Here is a 14113-nt window from a genome sequence, read left to right as displayed (position 1 = left end):
CAAATGATCAGTATGCATGCGATACATTAGAAAAATTCATGCATGGAGAACGCCTTGGTTCATTCTTCCAGTCTGTTACGGCAGTTGAAAACGTTTGAAGTCACGGCGCGGCACATGAGTTTTACCCGTGCCGCCGACGAGTTGTGCATCTCGCAGGCGGCGGTCAGCCACCAGATCAAGACGCTGGAAGACGCGCTGCAAATCAAGCTGTTCAAGCGCATGACGCGGGCCATCACATTGACCGGCGAGGGGGCGATTTTGCAACGCAGCCTGGTGGACGCCTTCGGCCGCATCGACCGTGTGCTGGCGCAATTGGCGCAGGGGGAGGGACGCGCGCGCAAGCGGCTGACGGTGGCGGTGACGCCTGCCTTCAGCTCGCGCTGGCTGGTGCATCGGCTGGATCGTTTTCTGGCGGCGCATAGCCAGCTTGAGGTGCGGCTGGTGCACACGGTGATGCATACGGACCTGGGGCGCGACAGCATCGACCTGGCGATACGCTGGGGCGACGGCAAGTGGCCGGGCGTGGAGTGCGAACGCCTGTTCGGCACCGAGCTGCTGCCGGTGTGTTCACCGGCGATGTTGAAGGACGGCCCGCCGTTGCTGGAGCCGTCCGATCTGGCGCATTACACGCTGCTGCACGAGGACAGCTGCGACGACTGGGAGCGCTGGTTCGAGCAGGCGGGTTTGGCGCCGTCGCTGGCGCTGCGCGGGCCGCTGATCGACGACAGCAATGCGCTGATGCAGGCGGCGCTGAACGGCCAGGGCATCGCGCTGGGCCGCATGGCACTGATCCGCGACGACCTGCGGCGCGGCACCCTGGTCAGCCCGTTCAGCCAGACGCTATCCACGCAAGGCGCCTACTACATGTGCTGGCGCCCTACCCGTACCGAGCAGGAGGCGCTGACGTGGTTTTCGGATTTTTTGCGTGACGAGGCGCGGGAGCAGGAAGCTGACCGCTAGCTCGTGCGCTACTACGCCGGCAGTTCTGTTGCGGGCCGCGACGACACGCCCTGCGCCGATGCGGCAGCCTGCTCGGCGGCCTGCGCGCGCTGGAAGGCGGGACGCTGGCGCAGCCGCTGCCAATAGGCGGCCACTGCCGGCGTGAAGGATGTGTGCAATCCAAGCTGCTCGGCCAACAGCAGCGCGTAGCCGACCGAGACATCGGCCGCCGTGAAGCGGCCGGCACACAGGAACTCGTTCTGCTCCAGGCGCGGCGTCAGCGTTTTCAAGCGCGACAAAAACCAGCGCGAATAATCCTCCACCACCTGCGGCTGCAAGCGCTCCGGCGATTCGAAGCGGCTGTAGCGCAGCACCAGCGTTTGTGGGAAGGTCAGCGTGGCTTCGCCGAAGTGCAGGTAGTTCAACCACGCGCCGTAGTCCGCTTCGTCCAGTGCGACGTTCAACCTTGCAGACGGATGACGCTCGGCCAGGTACTGGCATATCGCCACCGATTCCGTCATCCGCATATCGCCGTCGAAGAAGGCCGGCACTGTGCCGCAGGGATTGATGTCGAGGTAGGACTTGTGGTGCACGCGCGGCGGGAAAGCCATCATGCGCAACTCATATGTCAGCCCCAATTCCTCCAACATCCACAATGGACGGAAGGAACGCGCGGCGATGCTGTGGTAGAGGATCATAAGGGGCCTTCGTGCGTGAAGAATCGGGACCTGGATTATTGCAGCTTGGTTGATAGCGCATGCAGCCGCTGCAACCCTGCCTCTGTGATCACATAAGCTTGATCCGGATGATTGATCACCTCCGGATGCACATAAGTAATCAGCCCCTCATCCCGCATAGGTTTCAAATGGTTAGCCTTTAACGAGGAAGAGTTGCTGCGCCTTAAGACGTCCGCCATCTGATCCGCAGAGAAAGGGCGTAGCTCACATAATTTGAGTAAAACAGGCCAGAGTTTGTCCTTGCGCGCCTTGCTTGTCAGCAAGGCTATTTCATCTGCTAACGATGATGGCAATTGATCGACGTTGCTATCCTGGTCACTCGCATTGGCGCCGAAGTCATTCGTATTTCCATCGAGGTTACTCGCATTTGAATCGAGGTTATGCGTATTTGCGTCGAAGTGACTCGCAAATAAATCTCCCTCTATCCTTGCTCCAGCGAGCGAAGCAGCAAGTGTATAGTGCGTCGATGATCCGGCGCTCCCCTTTTCGAGTAACCTATGTGTGACAGTCAATCGACGAAGAATTTGACTCGCCCCCAAGGTATCAAGTCCTGTCACCGCACGTAAAGCGGCGTTGTCGATCGCACCAGTCTCATGAGCGAGCACCAGAGCCTTGGCCTCATTGTCACTTAATTGCAGCCCCGTGAATTGTTGCAACCAAGCAAGCTGCCGCTCGCCCATCAGCTGATGTAATAAATAACTCGCGGCGAAAAAATTTCCGCTACGGTCAGACGCAAAGACCGGGGCGGTTAAGCCTGCCGTCTCCAGCAAGCGTCGCATGGTACGAATTCCCGAGCCCTTGGTTTCCGCAAACTGAAGGTCATATAAAACAGCGGCAATGGCTGGATTACGTAAGCGCGAACCCATCTCCCCAAGTTGATCTTCTGGCTTGAGCGAATACCCCGCATTGCGTATTTCAAGACGATTGCTGTATCGAACCACCAAAGTCGCCTCATTGACCTGATAGTCGCGATGCATCAGCGCATTCACCACCGCTTCCCGTAATACAACATTTCTTCGTCACTTGACTGCAATTCTTCGGCATGCGGTTTGACCTTGCCACGCAGTTGCCGATATAGCTCAATAGCCGCCGGATCAAGGTCGTTCCATTCGGCAGTATCAAGTAACGTTTGTTCAAAACTCACGCCCGCCTTAGCAAGCAGCAGCGGCGCGAGATCCTGTTGCGTACACTCATAGTCACCGTTGATACCACGGCGCCAAACACCGGTCTTCTTTTTTACTTTCGTGCCGAATTTCCCGACAAAACCACAGGGCTTCGCAGCCGGCTGCAACTCAGGAACAAATACTGCAACGATCAGTTTGCCATCGATGCGGGCGTGTTTGCTGTGCACCGGAATCGGGTTATCAAATTGTTCACGACAATTACTACTCAGAGCGCCAATCAATGTATCTGGATTGTCCAAGCCATGTAACCAATATCCATTGTGCTCCGCGTCCTGTTCGCAGACACCGAGCAGTAGCCAACCACCGCCCAAGCCAGGCTCGTTGGCGAATGCACAGACAGTCTCCATCACCGAATCGCCAATCGACTGAGCACGCTTCGCCTCAATTCTTGGATGCTCATCCAATTCCAGCAATTGTTGCCACAAATCCTCGACCGACCAATCCATCATGCTTGTCATCTCTTCTTTGAATTTATACAGAGTCGAACCGCGCGGAGCGAGCAGGAGGTCACTTGCCGATACAGAACCGGGAGAAGATCACCCCCAGCAAATCATCCGACGAGAACGCGCCGGTGATGCTGGACAGCTGCACCTGCGCCAGCCGCAGCTCTTCTGCGAACAGGTCCAGCGACTGATCGTTCTGCGCCGCGTGCTCGCCGGCGCGCTCCAGATGGGCGCCGGCGTTCTTCAGCGCGATCAGATGGCGTTCGCGCGCCAGGTACAGCGATTCGCCGGTCTGCTGCCAGCCGGCGATGCGCAGCAACTCGGCGCGCAGCAGGTCGATGCCGATGTGCTCGTGCGCCGACAGGTACACATGCGTCGCATCCTCCATCGGATCGACGCCCGGCTTGTGGCCCGACAAATCGATCTTGTTCCAGATCCGCAGCACCGGCACGCCAGGCGGGAAGGCGGCGACGATGCCTTCGTCCGCGCGCGACGGGCCGTGGTCGGCGTCCAGCAGGTGCAGGATGACGTCGGCCTTGCCGACCTCGCCCCAGGTGCGCTCGATGCCGATGCGCTCGACCACGTCCACGCCGTCGTCGATCGCGCGGATGCCGGCGGTGTCGATGATGTTTAGAGGTATGCCTTCAATCTGGATCGTCTCGGTGACCTTGTCGCGCGTGGTGCCGGCGATCGGCGTGACGATGGCCACGTCCGTGCCCGCCAGCGCGTTCAGCAGCGACGACTTGCCGACGTTGGGCTGGCCGACCAGCACCACGTTCAAGCCCTCGCGCAGCAGCGCGCCTTGCGACGCCTGCTTGAACACCAGCTCCAGCGCGGCGACGATGCCGGCCAGCTGGCCGCGCGCGTCGGATTTTTCCAGGAAGTCGATTTCCTCTTCCGGGAAGTCGAGCGTGGCTTCGACCAGCATGCGCAGCCCGGTCACGCCGTCCACCAGCGCGTTGACCGTCTTCGAGAACGCGCCCGACAGCGATTGCGACGCCGACTTGGCCGCCGCTTCGGTGGAGGCGTCGATCAGATCGGCCACGGCCTCGGCCTGCGCCAGGTCGAGCTTGTCGTTGAGGTAGGCGCGGCGGGTGAATTCGCCCGGCTCGGCCAGCCGCAGGCCCAGCTCGGCGCCCGCTTCCAGCACCCGCGCCAGCAGCAGTTGCAGCACGATGGGGCCGCCGTGGCCTTGCAGTTCCAGCACGTCTTCCCCGGTGTAGGAGTGCGGCCCCTTGAACCAGATGGCGATGCCCTGGTCGATCAGCGCGCCGTCGGCCTGCTTGAACGGGATGTAGGTGGCGTGGCGCGGCTGCAAGGCGGTGGTACCAAACAGCGCGGCGATCAGCGCTTGCAGGTTCTTGCCGGAGGCGCGTACCACGCCGATGCCGCCGCGTCCGGGTGCGGTGGCGATGGCGGCGATGGGGGAAGAATCGATATTCATAGGGGAATTGTAAAGTAAAAAAAAGCCCGCGATTATCACGGGCTTTTCTGCAACAAGCTTGCTATCAGGAGTTCGCGGCCGCTGGCGGCGCGAACTTCTTGGAGATGACGTACTGCTGACCGATCGACAGCACGTTGTTCACGACCCAGTACAGCACCAGGCCGGACGGGAAGAAGAAGAACATGACCGAGAACGCCAGCGGCATGAACAGCATCATCTTCGCCTGCATCGGATCGGCAGGAGCCGGGTTCAGCTTGGTGGTGATGTACATCGAGATCGCGTACAGCACCGGCAGGATGAACCATGGGTCCGGCGCGGCCAGGTTGGTGATCCAGCCGATCCACGGCGCGCCGCGGATTTCAACCGACGCCTGCAGCACCCAGTACAGGGCGATGAAGACCGGCATCTGCACCAGGATAGGCAGGCAGCCGCCCAGCGGGTTGATCTTCTCGGCCTTGTACAGTTCCATGGTGGCCTGGTTCATCTTGGCCGGATCGCCCTTGTAGCGCTCGCGGATCGCCTGCATCTTCGGCGTGACCAGCTTGACCTTGGCCATGCTGCGGTAACCGGCGGCCGACAGCGGGAAGAACGCCAGCTTGATCAGGATGGTGAAGGCGATGATGGTCCAGCCCCAGTTGCCCAGCACCTGGTGGATTTGGTCCATGACCCAGAAGATAGGCTTGGCGATGATGGTCAGGAAACCGTAGTCCTTGACCAGCTCCAGGCCAGGGCTGACTTTTTCCAGCAGCTTCGCTTCCTGCGGGCCGGAGTACAGCTTGGCCTCGTTGGTCACGGTGGCGCCCGGCGCCAGCGTACCCAGCTGCTGGATGGTGCCGATCGCGTACTGGTTGGTCGTCACTTTCTTGGTGAAGATGGTGCGCGCCAGCTTGTCCTGCGGGACGAAGGCGGAGACGAAGAAGTGCTGCGAGATCGCGAACCAGCCGTTGTCGGCCTTGGTCGGGTGATCCTGCAGCGCGTCCTTGCCGGTCTTGGCGGCGGCGACGGCTTCTTTTTCCAGCGTTTCGAACTGCAGCTTGTGATACTTGTCGGCTTCGGTGTACAGCGTCGGGCCGGTGTAGCTGCTGTTGAAGTAGGATTCGCCGGCCGGCTTGTTGCCGTCGTGGACCAGTTGCAGGTACAGCTCAGGCTTGACCGGGGCGGCGCCGACGTTGGTCACGTCGTGGCGCACGTCGATCGCGTAGTCGCCGCGCTTGAAGGTGTAGGTCTTGGTCAGCTTGACGCCGGCCGATTCCGCTTCCAGCACCAGTTGCACCTGGTTGGCGTCGCCCAGCATGCGCGGGCCAGGCTTGGCGACGAAGCCGGTCTGGTGGTTCGGCAGGCCGGCAGCGCCGATCAGGCCGGTTTGGGCCAGGTAGGTCTTGCCGGTGCCGGCGTCGACGTCGAACAGCACCTGGTTCTTGCTGGTGTCCACGCCGTCCTTGAACTTCAGCAGTTCCAGGCGCTTGATGGTGCCGCCCAGGGTGTCGACGTCGACACGGAACAGATCGGTGGTGACGGTGATGCGCTCACTCTTGAACGCCTCGGCCGCTGCGGGCGCGCCCGGCAATGCGGAGGCGCCTGCGGCGGCGGTGCCGGCCGGCAGATCGGATTTCTTCGCTTCCGCGGCCTTGGCGGTCTGCGCCGGGGCGGGAGCAAACATGGAAGGCTTGCCTGTCGAGACCATCCAGTTGTTCCAAAGAACTACCAGCGACACGGCAAACACGATCCACAGGATGGTACGTTTATTGATATCCATTAGGCTATTTGTCAGGAGTGGTTGCAACCGCAAGCGGTCGTAGAGGAATTCGTTTTGCCGTCCGCGGGGGGCACCGGATCGTGTCCGCCCGGATTCCACGGATGGCAGCGGCACACGCGTTTGGCCGCCAGCAGGCTGCCCTTGGCGGCGCCGTGCACCTGCAACGCTTCCAGCGCATAGTTCGAGCAGCTCGGATGGAACCGGCAACTCGGCGTCATCAGCGGGCTGATGGCCAGCTGGTAAAAACGCAGCAGTAAGCGTAGCAGTTTTTTCATGATGCCACAGGTGGAGGCGGCGGCGTCGAAGGCAAGGCCGGTTTCGGCAGCTTGGCCACCTTGGCCTGCGCGAACAGACGTGCCAGTTCCACCCGCAAAGCCGCTTTCAGCTTGGCAGTGGTGGCCGGTCCGTCCTTGCTGTTGACCGGCTTAGCCAGGCGCACCAGGCAGTCGATCGCCGGCAGGCCGGTCTGGCGGAACAGTTCGCGGGTCACGCGTTTGATCGTGTTGCGCGTGACGGCGCGCGGCGCGAACCGCTTGGCCACAACGACGCCCAGCCGCGCATGCGGCAATTCATTCAGACGGGTGTAGAGCACGAAGTGCGCGCTTTTTTGGGTAGGGCGCAAACGAAAAACGGATGAAAATTCATCCGTTTTAACGATACGCCGAACGCGCGCGAAGTCGTGTGAACCTTCGCCTGTCGAGCCGCTTGAAATACAGCTTTCCACGCGATCAGCTAACAAGCGATGGCTTATACAGCCAGACGCTTGCGGCCTTTGGCGCGACGTGCGTTAAGCACTTGGCGGCCGCCACGGGTGGCCATACGAGCGCGGAAGCCGTGGGTACGCTTACGGCGTACAACGGAAGGTTGGTAAGTACGTTTCATGTTGGTCTCGCTAAAAGCAGAAAAAAATGCAAAATCGGGTTGTGGCCCCGTCAGTTTTTGGTGCCAATGACACTTCGCGCACCCATGCCAACGCTACCGGCACAAGCTGGGTCCATCTCATCGCCCGCTAAATCCACGCTTACTCCATATTGACGTTCATGTGAATAAACTAGGAATACGGGCGGGGAACCCTGAATTATCAGCATTTCGATCCCGCTTGTCAACAACTGATGGTCTCGGCCCGCCATTCGGGGGCCGGCCAAAGTGCGAAAATAAGCGTCGTGCCTGTGGATAACTTGGGCCGGCGAGAGTAGAATAGCGCGTTACGTGTGGCGAACCCAGGTTGGCCGACACCCTTATCAGCAGTAGAGAATAGATAAAGATTCATGGAAAATTTCTGGCAGACCTGCTCCGCCCAGCTGGAGCTGGAGCTGACGCCGCAACAATTCAGCGCGTGGATAAAACCGCTCATTCCCCTCGACTACGAGGCGGGCAAGTTGCGTGTGGCCGCGCCCAACCGGTTCAAGCTGGACTGGGTCAAGAGCCAGTTCGCCAGCCGCATCACGGCGCTGGCCTGCCAGTACTGGGAAACGCCGACCGAGGTGCAGTTCGTGCTCGACCCGCGCCTGTCGCTGCCGAAAAAGCCGGCCACCGTGGTGCCCGCGCCCGACTACAACGACGGCGCCCCGAACGGCCACATGCGTTCGGCCGACCCGGTGCCGTCGGTGCCGGAGTTGCCGGCCTCTACCGCGCCGCGCCGCGAGCAGAGCCGCATCAACACCGACCTGACCTTCGACAGCTTCGTCACCGGTAAGGCCAACCAGCTGGCGCGCGCCGCCGCGATCCAGGTGGCCAACAATCCGGGCGTGTCGTACAACCCGCTGTTCTTCTACGGCGGCGTCGGCCTGGGTAAGACCCACTTGATCCATGCGATCGGCAACCAGGTGATGGCCGACCAGCCAGGCGCCAAGATCCGCTACATCCACGCCGAGCAGTACGTGCGCGACGTGGTGACGGCCTACCAGCGCAAGGGCTTCGACGACTTCAAGCACTACTATCATTCGCTCGACATGCTGCTGATCGATGATATTCAATTCTTCGGCGGCAAGAGCCGCACGCAGGAAGAGTTCTTCTATGCGTTCGAAGCGTTGATCGCTGCCAAGAAGCAGATCATCATCACCTCGGATACCTATCCGAAGGAAATCACCGGCATGGACGACCGCCTGATCTCGCGCTTCGATTCCGGCCTGACGGTGGCGATCGAGCCGCCGGAGCTGGAAATGCGCGTGGCGATTTTGCTCAAGAAAGCCAAGCAGGAAGGGGTCACCTTCTCGGACGACGTCGCCTTCTTCGTGGCCAAGCACCTGCGCTCCAACGTGCGCGAGCTGGAAGGCGCGCTGCGCAAGATCCTGGCGTACTCGCGTTTCCACGGCAAGGACATCACGATCGACATCGTGAAAGAAGCGCTGAAGGATTTGCTGTCGGTGCAGAACCGCCAGATCTCGGTGGAGAACATCCAGAAGACGGTGGCGGACTTCTTCAACATCAAGGTGGCCGACATGTACTCCAAGCGTCGCCCGGCCAACATCGCGCGGCCGCGCCAGATCGCGATGTACCTGGCCAAGGAGCTGACGCAGAAGAGTCTGCCGGAGATCGGCGAGCTGTTCGGCGGCCGCGACCACACGACCGTGTTGCACGCGGTGCGCAAGATCGCGCTGGACCGCACCAAGAACCCGGAATGCAACCACGAGCTGCACGTGCTGGAGCAAACGCTGAAGGGCTAGCCTGACACAGGGTTTGGCCTTATGATCTAGGCAAAAAAGCACGTCTGCTCACAAGGCAACATTGTTATAAAAATATCGTTTAATCTTTACTATTGAGGATAATCTATGCAATTGGTCAAAACCACCCGAGATACCCTTCTCCGGCCACTGCAGATCGTGAGCGGTATTGTCGAGCGTCGGCACACTATGCCGATTCTGGCCAATATCCTCATCCGCAAAGAGGGCGAGAGCGTATCCTTCCTGTCGACCGACACCGAAGTCCAGATCACCACCAACGCCGAGATCGGTTCCGGCAGCGAAGTGGCCGGCACCACCGTGGCCGCGCGCAAGCTGCTCGACATCCTGCGCGCGCTGCCTGAATCGGGCGACGTGACGATGACCTTGCTGAACAAGCGCCTGACGGTGCAGACCGGCAAATCGCGCTTCGCGCTGCAGACCCTGGCCGCCGAAGAATTCCCGACCGTGCAGCAGGCCGACAGCTACAGCGCCTCCGTCACGCTGCCGCAGAAAACGCTGAAGCACCTGTTCAACATGGTGCACTTCTCGATGGCCCAGCAGGACATCCGCTACTACCTGAACGGCCTGCTGCTGGTCCTGGACGGCAAGAACGTGATCGCCGTGGCCACCGACGGCCACCGCCTGGCGTTCTGCCAGGTCGAGACCGAGCAATCGTTCGAGCGCCAGGAAGTGATCATCCCGCGCAAGACCATCATCGAACTGCAGCGCCTGCTGGAAGAGAACGACGAGACCGTGCAGCTGGACATCGCCGCCAACCAGGTCAAGCTGACCTTCGCCGACATCGAGCTGATCTCCAAGCTGGTCGAGGGCAAGTTCCCCGACTACACGCGGGTGATCCCGAAGGGCTACAAGAACGAATTCACGATCGGCCGCGATGAGCTGCTGCGTTCGCTGCAACGCGCCGCCATCATGACCAGCGACAAGTTCAAGGGCGTGCGCTGCATCATCACGCCGGGCAGCATGAAGATCAGCTCGACCAACGCGGACCAGGAAGAGGCCGTGGAGGAACTGGAAATCGACTACGGCGGCGACAGCGTCGACATCGGCTTCAACGTGACCTATCTGCTGGACGTGTTGAACAACCTGAAGTGCGACCAGGTCAACGTCGCGCTGGGCGATTCGAACTCGTCCGCGCTGATCTCGATCCCGGACAATGCCGACTTCAAGTACGTCGTCATGCCGATGCGTATCTAACGCATCACAGCTTAGCCTTTGCAGCCGCCGTAAGAACATCAGTAATCGATAACAGAGAAAGCAGCACATGTCCGCCATCCCAGAAGAGAATCCAGTACCAGTACCGGCCAACACCGAAGAATACGGCGCCTCATCGATCCAGATCCTCGAAGGTCTGGAAGCAGTCCGCAAACGACCCGGCATGTACATCGGCGACACCTCGGACGGCACCGGCCTGCACCACCTGGTGTTCGAAGTGCTGGACAACTCGATCGACGAATCGCTGGCCGGCCACTGCACGGAAATCCACGTCACCATCCACTCGGACAACTCGATCTCGATCACCGACAACGGCCGCGGCGTACCGACCGGCCTGAAGATGGACGACAAGCACGATCCGAAGCGCTCCGCCGCCGAGATCGTCATGACCGAACTGCACGCCGGCGGCAAGTTCGACCAGAACTCGTACAAGGTGTCGGGCGGCCTGCACGGCGTGGGCGTATCGTGCGTGAACGCGCTGTCGAAGCTGCTGAAGCTGACCATCCGCCGCGACGGCAAGGTGCACTACATGGAGTTCGTCCGTGGCGTGCCGCAGAACCGCGAACTGGCGGAGAAGGACGGCTTCGCCGTCTCGCCGATCAAGGTCATCGGCGAGACCGACAAGCGCGGCACCGACGTGCACTTCTGGGCCGACGAGGAAATCTTCAACCACGTCGAATTCCACTACGAGATCCTGGCCAAGCGTATCCGCGAACTGTCGTTCCTGAATAACGGCGTCAACATCAAGCTCACAGACCAGCGCAACGGCAAGGAAGAGATCTTCGCGTTCGAAGGCGGCACCCGCGGCTTCGTCGAGTACATCAACAAAGCCAAGACCGTGCTGCACCCGACCGTGTTCCAGGCCACCGGCGAACGCATGTCGGACCAGGGCACCAACATCTCGGTGGACGTGTCGATGCAGTGGAACGACGCCTACAACGAACAGGTGCTGTGCTTCACCAACAACATCCCGCAGCGCGACGGCGGCACCCACCTGACCGGCCTGCGCGCCGCGATGACCCGCGTCATCAACAAGTACATCGAAGAGCAGGAATTCGCCAAGAAGGCCAAGGTGGAAATCTCCGGCGACGACATGCGCGAAGGCCTGACCTGCGTGCTGTCGGTCAAAGTGCCTGAGCCGAAGTTCTCGTCGCAGACCAAGGACAAGCTGGTGTCGTCCGAAGTGCGCGGCCCGGTCGAAGAGATCGTCGCCAAGACGCTGTCGGACTACCTGCAGGAAAAACCGAACGACGCCAAGATCATCTGCGGCAAGATCGTCGAAGCGGCGCGCGCGCGCGAAGCGGCCCGCAAGGCCCGCGACCTGACCCGCCGCAAAGGCATCATGGACGGCCTGGGCCTGTCGGCCAAGCTGGCCGACTGCCAGGAAAAAGATCCGGCGCTGTGCGAACTGTACATCGTCGAGGGTGACTCCGCAGGCGGATCCGCCAAGCAGGGCCGCGACCGTAAGTTCCAGGCCATTTTGCCTCTGCGAGGCAAAGTCTTGAACGTGGAGAAGGCGCGCTTCGAAAAGATGCTGTCGTCGGAACAGATCACCACGCTGATCGCCACGCTGGGCACGTCGATCGGCCCGGACGAATTCAACGTCGAGAAGCTGCGCTACCACCGCATCATCATCATGACCGATGCGGACGTCGACGGCGCCCACATCCGCACGCTGCTGCTGACCCTATTCTATCGCCAGATGCCGCAGCTGGTTGAACGCGGCCACATCTACATCGCGCAACCGCCGCTGTACAAGGTCAAGGCCGGCCGCGACGAGCGTTATCTGAAGGATGACGCGGAAGAAGCGAGCTACATGATGAACGTGGCGCTGAACACCGCCGCGCTGGTGCCGCGCGATGGCGCCGATCCTATCGTCGGCGAACCGCTGGGCGAGCTGGTGCGTCAGTTCAACCTGGCCAACGTCATCATGACGCGTCTGACGCGCGTGATCGACCGTGCGGCGCTGACGGCCATCATGACTGGTGTGACCTTGGATCTGAGCACCCAGGAGCTGGCGGATGTGTCGGCCCGCGCGCTGGTGGCGGAGATCAACGATATCGCGGTTAAAGTGACGGTGATTTCGGATGAGCTGTCCGAGAAGCACGCGCTGCGCATCGAGCGTATGCATCACGGTAACATCAAGGTCAGCTCGATCGACGCGGACTTCGTGCAGGGCGCGGACTACAACGTACTGGCCAGCGCGGCAGCCACGTTCAAGGGTTTGATCGGCGAAGGCGCGTATGTGCGCCGCGGCGAAGGCGAGCGCACCAAGGAATCGGCCGTGGTCGACTTCCACCAGGCGATGCAGTGGCTGCGTGACGAGGCGGAACGTGTGGTGTCCAAGCAGCGCTACAAAGGTCTGGGTGAGATGAATCCGGATCAGCTGTGGGAGACTACGATGGATCCGACCGTGCGACGTTTGCTGAAGGTGCAGATTGAGGATGCGATTGCTGCGGATCAGATCTTCACTACATTGATGGGTGATGATGTGGAGCCGCGCCGGGCGTTCATCGAGAACAACGCTCTGCGGGCTGGGAATATTGACGTTTAATCAGTGCCTCCCTCATTGCAAGAAAGCCAGCCATCTGCGGTTGGCTTTTTTTTTGTTATTGTGAGATTAGCTATACGGCAAGCTAGTGCATTGTCTGGTAATGGTGCTTTGTGCTACTGTATTGCTTATGGTAAAAAAATCTACAAAAGTCAAAGACTTGACTCCTCGATTTGGTATCGGCGAATGGTTCGGTAAGCTGGTAACTCAATTGACTCCTGACGAACGACGCCACTACGCGACCGAAGTCTTGAAAGACAAGAAAGAGCGCATTCCACAGCCTTGCCCATTTCAATCAAAGAAAACTGATGCAAAGTGTAGCAAGAGCGGAGGCGTATGCTCTCTTCTTCAGTACTCTCACCAGCAACATGCGATGACTGGAAGAGCGGCTGGAGTCCCCGTCCTAGGAAAACAATCCCAACTTCGTGCCACCTGCCCTTGGCGCTTCCATGAGGACTTGGACATTTTTAAGTGGGTTGGAGAGACTATACTAGGCGATTCCGATCCTCGACTAGTCGCCGAAGTAGGATTCTTGGAAGCTAGCGCTACAACTGACAATGAGGGTGGCGATGATGTCGGACGAATCGACATGGTACTTGTAAACAACACCACTCCAAAAGGTGCACCGATGGATTGGTGCGCAGTTGAAATTCAGGCAGTCTATTTTTCCGGCGACGCAATGACCGGCGAATTCAAAGCCTTCTCTGACAGCTCGCTCGAATGGGTTCCCTTCCCAGCTGGCCGACGCCGGCCAGATTACCGAAGCAGTGGACCAAAGAGATTAATGCCCCAGCTTCAAATAAAAGTTCCAACATTGCGACGCTGGGGAAAGAAGATGGCCGTTGTCGTCGATAAATCGTTTTTTGACTCAATAGGCGAAATGGATAACGTAGAGGATATCTCAAACGCGGATATCGCTTGGTTTGTCGTTCGATTTGAGGAAGTGCCTGGTGAAAAGCGATCCCGTCTTGTTCGTGAAGCGGTTCGTTACACCACCCTTGAGCGTTCCGTGGAGGGATTGACCGGGGGACGTCCAGTCTCAAGAACAACCTTCGAGTCTAGAATAAGCGAAACTATTCTCAAAGCCAAGGCCAAACCGACGGATCAGGAGGACTTATTCGAAGATCAAATTACTGAGCTAATTTGATCTCCACTTTTTTTGC

Annotated in this window: 13 protein-coding genes; 5 read left to right on the top strand and 8 right to left on the bottom strand. The window is 59.8% G+C overall.

Annotation, left to right across the window (positions count from 1 at the left end):
* The first annotated feature begins 42 nt into the window (after positions 1–42).
* Positions 43–960, top strand: coding sequence for a transcriptional regulator GcvA (gene gcvA / locus AC1RMD_RS28010; protein ID WP_492931564.1), 918 nt, complete (start codon positions 43–45; stop codon positions 958–960).
* Positions 961–971: 11 nt separating this feature from the next.
* On the opposite strand, the gene AC1RMD_RS28005 is transcribed toward gcvA, so the two are convergent.
* The 8 genes from AC1RMD_RS28005 to rpmH form a co-directional block, all read right to left on the bottom strand.
* Positions 972–1637, bottom strand: coding sequence for a glutathione S-transferase family protein (locus AC1RMD_RS28005; RefSeq protein ID WP_492931562.1), 666 nt, complete (start codon positions 1635–1637; stop codon positions 972–974).
* A gap of 35 nt (positions 1638–1672) precedes the next feature.
* On the bottom strand, positions 1673–2665 hold the full coding sequence (locus AC1RMD_RS28000) for an ATP-binding protein (RefSeq protein WP_492931560.1): 993 nt from the start codon (positions 2663–2665) through the stop codon (positions 1673–1675).
* Positions 2662–3309 (bottom strand): AlbA family DNA-binding domain-containing protein, encoded by a 648-nt coding sequence (locus AC1RMD_RS27995; protein ID WP_492931558.1) that lies wholly within the window; start codon positions 3307–3309, stop codon positions 2662–2664. The genes AC1RMD_RS28000 and AC1RMD_RS27995 overlap by 4 nt, the downstream gene beginning before the upstream one ends.
* A 58-nt stretch (positions 3310–3367) precedes the next feature.
* Positions 3368–4747, bottom strand: coding sequence for a tRNA uridine-5-carboxymethylaminomethyl(34) synthesis GTPase MnmE (gene mnmE, locus AC1RMD_RS27990; RefSeq protein WP_492931556.1), 1380 nt, complete (start codon positions 4745–4747; stop codon positions 3368–3370).
* A 64-nt stretch (positions 4748–4811) separates the two neighbouring features.
* Entirely contained in the window at positions 4812–6503 is a 1692-nt protein-coding gene (yidC, locus tag AC1RMD_RS27985; protein WP_492931554.1) for a membrane protein insertase YidC, read from the bottom strand.
* A gap of 11 nt (positions 6504–6514) precedes the next feature.
* Positions 6515–6778, bottom strand: a complete 264-nt coding sequence (gene yidD / locus AC1RMD_RS27980; RefSeq protein WP_492931552.1) for a membrane protein insertion efficiency factor YidD — start codon at positions 6776–6778, stop codon at positions 6515–6517.
* Positions 6775–7215: a ribonuclease P protein component gene (gene rnpA, locus AC1RMD_RS27975; protein WP_116994020.1), complete on the bottom strand. Its 441-nt coding sequence runs from the start codon at positions 7213–7215 to the stop codon at positions 6775–6777. Before rnpA ends, yidD begins: the two co-directional genes overlap by 4 nt.
* Positions 7216–7250: 35 nt before the next feature.
* Positions 7251–7385 carry a 50S ribosomal protein L34 gene (gene rpmH, locus AC1RMD_RS27970; protein ID WP_040378179.1) on the bottom strand — a complete coding sequence of 45 codons (135 nt, stop codon included), beginning with the start codon at positions 7383–7385 and terminating at the stop codon, positions 7251–7253.
* A gap of 386 nt (positions 7386–7771) precedes the next feature.
* Here rpmH and dnaA point away from each other — a divergent pair, with 386 nt between their 5' ends.
* The 4 genes from dnaA (at position 7772) to AC1RMD_RS27950 (ending at position 14097) form a co-directional block, all read left to right on the top strand.
* Positions 7772–9169 carry a chromosomal replication initiator protein DnaA gene (gene dnaA, locus AC1RMD_RS27965; RefSeq protein ID WP_492931550.1) on the top strand — a complete coding sequence of 466 codons (1398 nt, stop codon included), beginning with the start codon at positions 7772–7774 and terminating at the stop codon, positions 9167–9169.
* Between the two features lie 105 nt (positions 9170–9274).
* Complete coding sequence (dnaN, locus tag AC1RMD_RS27960; protein ID WP_492931548.1) at positions 9275–10381, top strand: DNA polymerase III subunit beta; 1107 nt, start codon at positions 9275–9277, stop codon at positions 10379–10381.
* Between the two features lie 67 nt (positions 10382–10448).
* Positions 10449–12953 (top strand): DNA topoisomerase (ATP-hydrolyzing) subunit B, encoded by a 2505-nt coding sequence (gene gyrB, locus AC1RMD_RS27955; protein ID WP_492931546.1) that lies wholly within the window; start codon positions 10449–10451, stop codon positions 12951–12953.
* A 127-nt stretch (positions 12954–13080) separates the two neighbouring features.
* A complete protein-coding gene (locus tag AC1RMD_RS27950) occupies positions 13081–14097 on the top strand; it encodes a NotI family restriction endonuclease (protein ID WP_492931544.1) in 1017 nt (338 codons plus the stop codon).
* Positions 14098–14113: the final 16 nt, after the last annotated feature.

This window comes from Duganella sp. GW822-FHT06D06 (genome assembly GCF_058799615.1).
This window is presented reverse-complemented; position numbering and strand designations above follow the sequence as displayed.

Excerpts from the sequence above, each read along its gene's own strand:
- gyrB (WP_492931546.1), top strand. The coding sequence starts at position 10,449 with ATGTCCGCCATCCCAGAAGAGAATCCAGTACCAGTACCGGCCAACACC.
- AC1RMD_RS27995 (WP_492931558.1), bottom strand. The coding sequence starts at position 3,309 with ATGATGGATTGGTCGGTCGAGGATTTGTGGCAACAATTGCTGGAATTG.
- dnaN (WP_492931548.1), top strand. The coding sequence starts at position 9,275 with ATGCAATTGGTCAAAACCACCCGAGATACCCTTCTCCGGCCACTGCAG.
- AC1RMD_RS27950 (WP_492931544.1), top strand. The coding sequence starts at position 13,081 with ATGGTAAAAAAATCTACAAAAGTCAAAGACTTGACTCCTCGATTTGGT.
- gcvA (WP_492931564.1), top strand. The coding sequence starts at position 43 with ATGGAGAACGCCTTGGTTCATTCTTCCAGTCTGTTACGGCAGTTGAAA.
- rpmH (WP_040378179.1), bottom strand. The coding sequence starts at position 7,385 with ATGAAACGTACTTACCAACCTTCCGTTGTACGCCGTAAGCGTACCCAC.
- AC1RMD_RS28005 (WP_492931562.1), bottom strand. The coding sequence starts at position 1,637 with ATGATCCTCTACCACAGCATCGCCGCGCGTTCCTTCCGTCCATTGTGG.
- yidC (WP_492931554.1), bottom strand. The coding sequence starts at position 6,503 with ATGGATATCAATAAACGTACCATCCTGTGGATCGTGTTTGCCGTGTCG.
- dnaA (WP_492931550.1), top strand. The coding sequence starts at position 7,772 with ATGGAAAATTTCTGGCAGACCTGCTCCGCCCAGCTGGAGCTGGAGCTG.
- mnmE (WP_492931556.1), bottom strand. The coding sequence starts at position 4,747 with ATGAATATCGATTCTTCCCCCATCGCCGCCATCGCCACCGCACCCGGA.
- yidD (WP_492931552.1), bottom strand. The coding sequence starts at position 6,778 with ATGAAAAAACTGCTACGCTTACTGCTGCGTTTTTACCAGCTGGCCATC.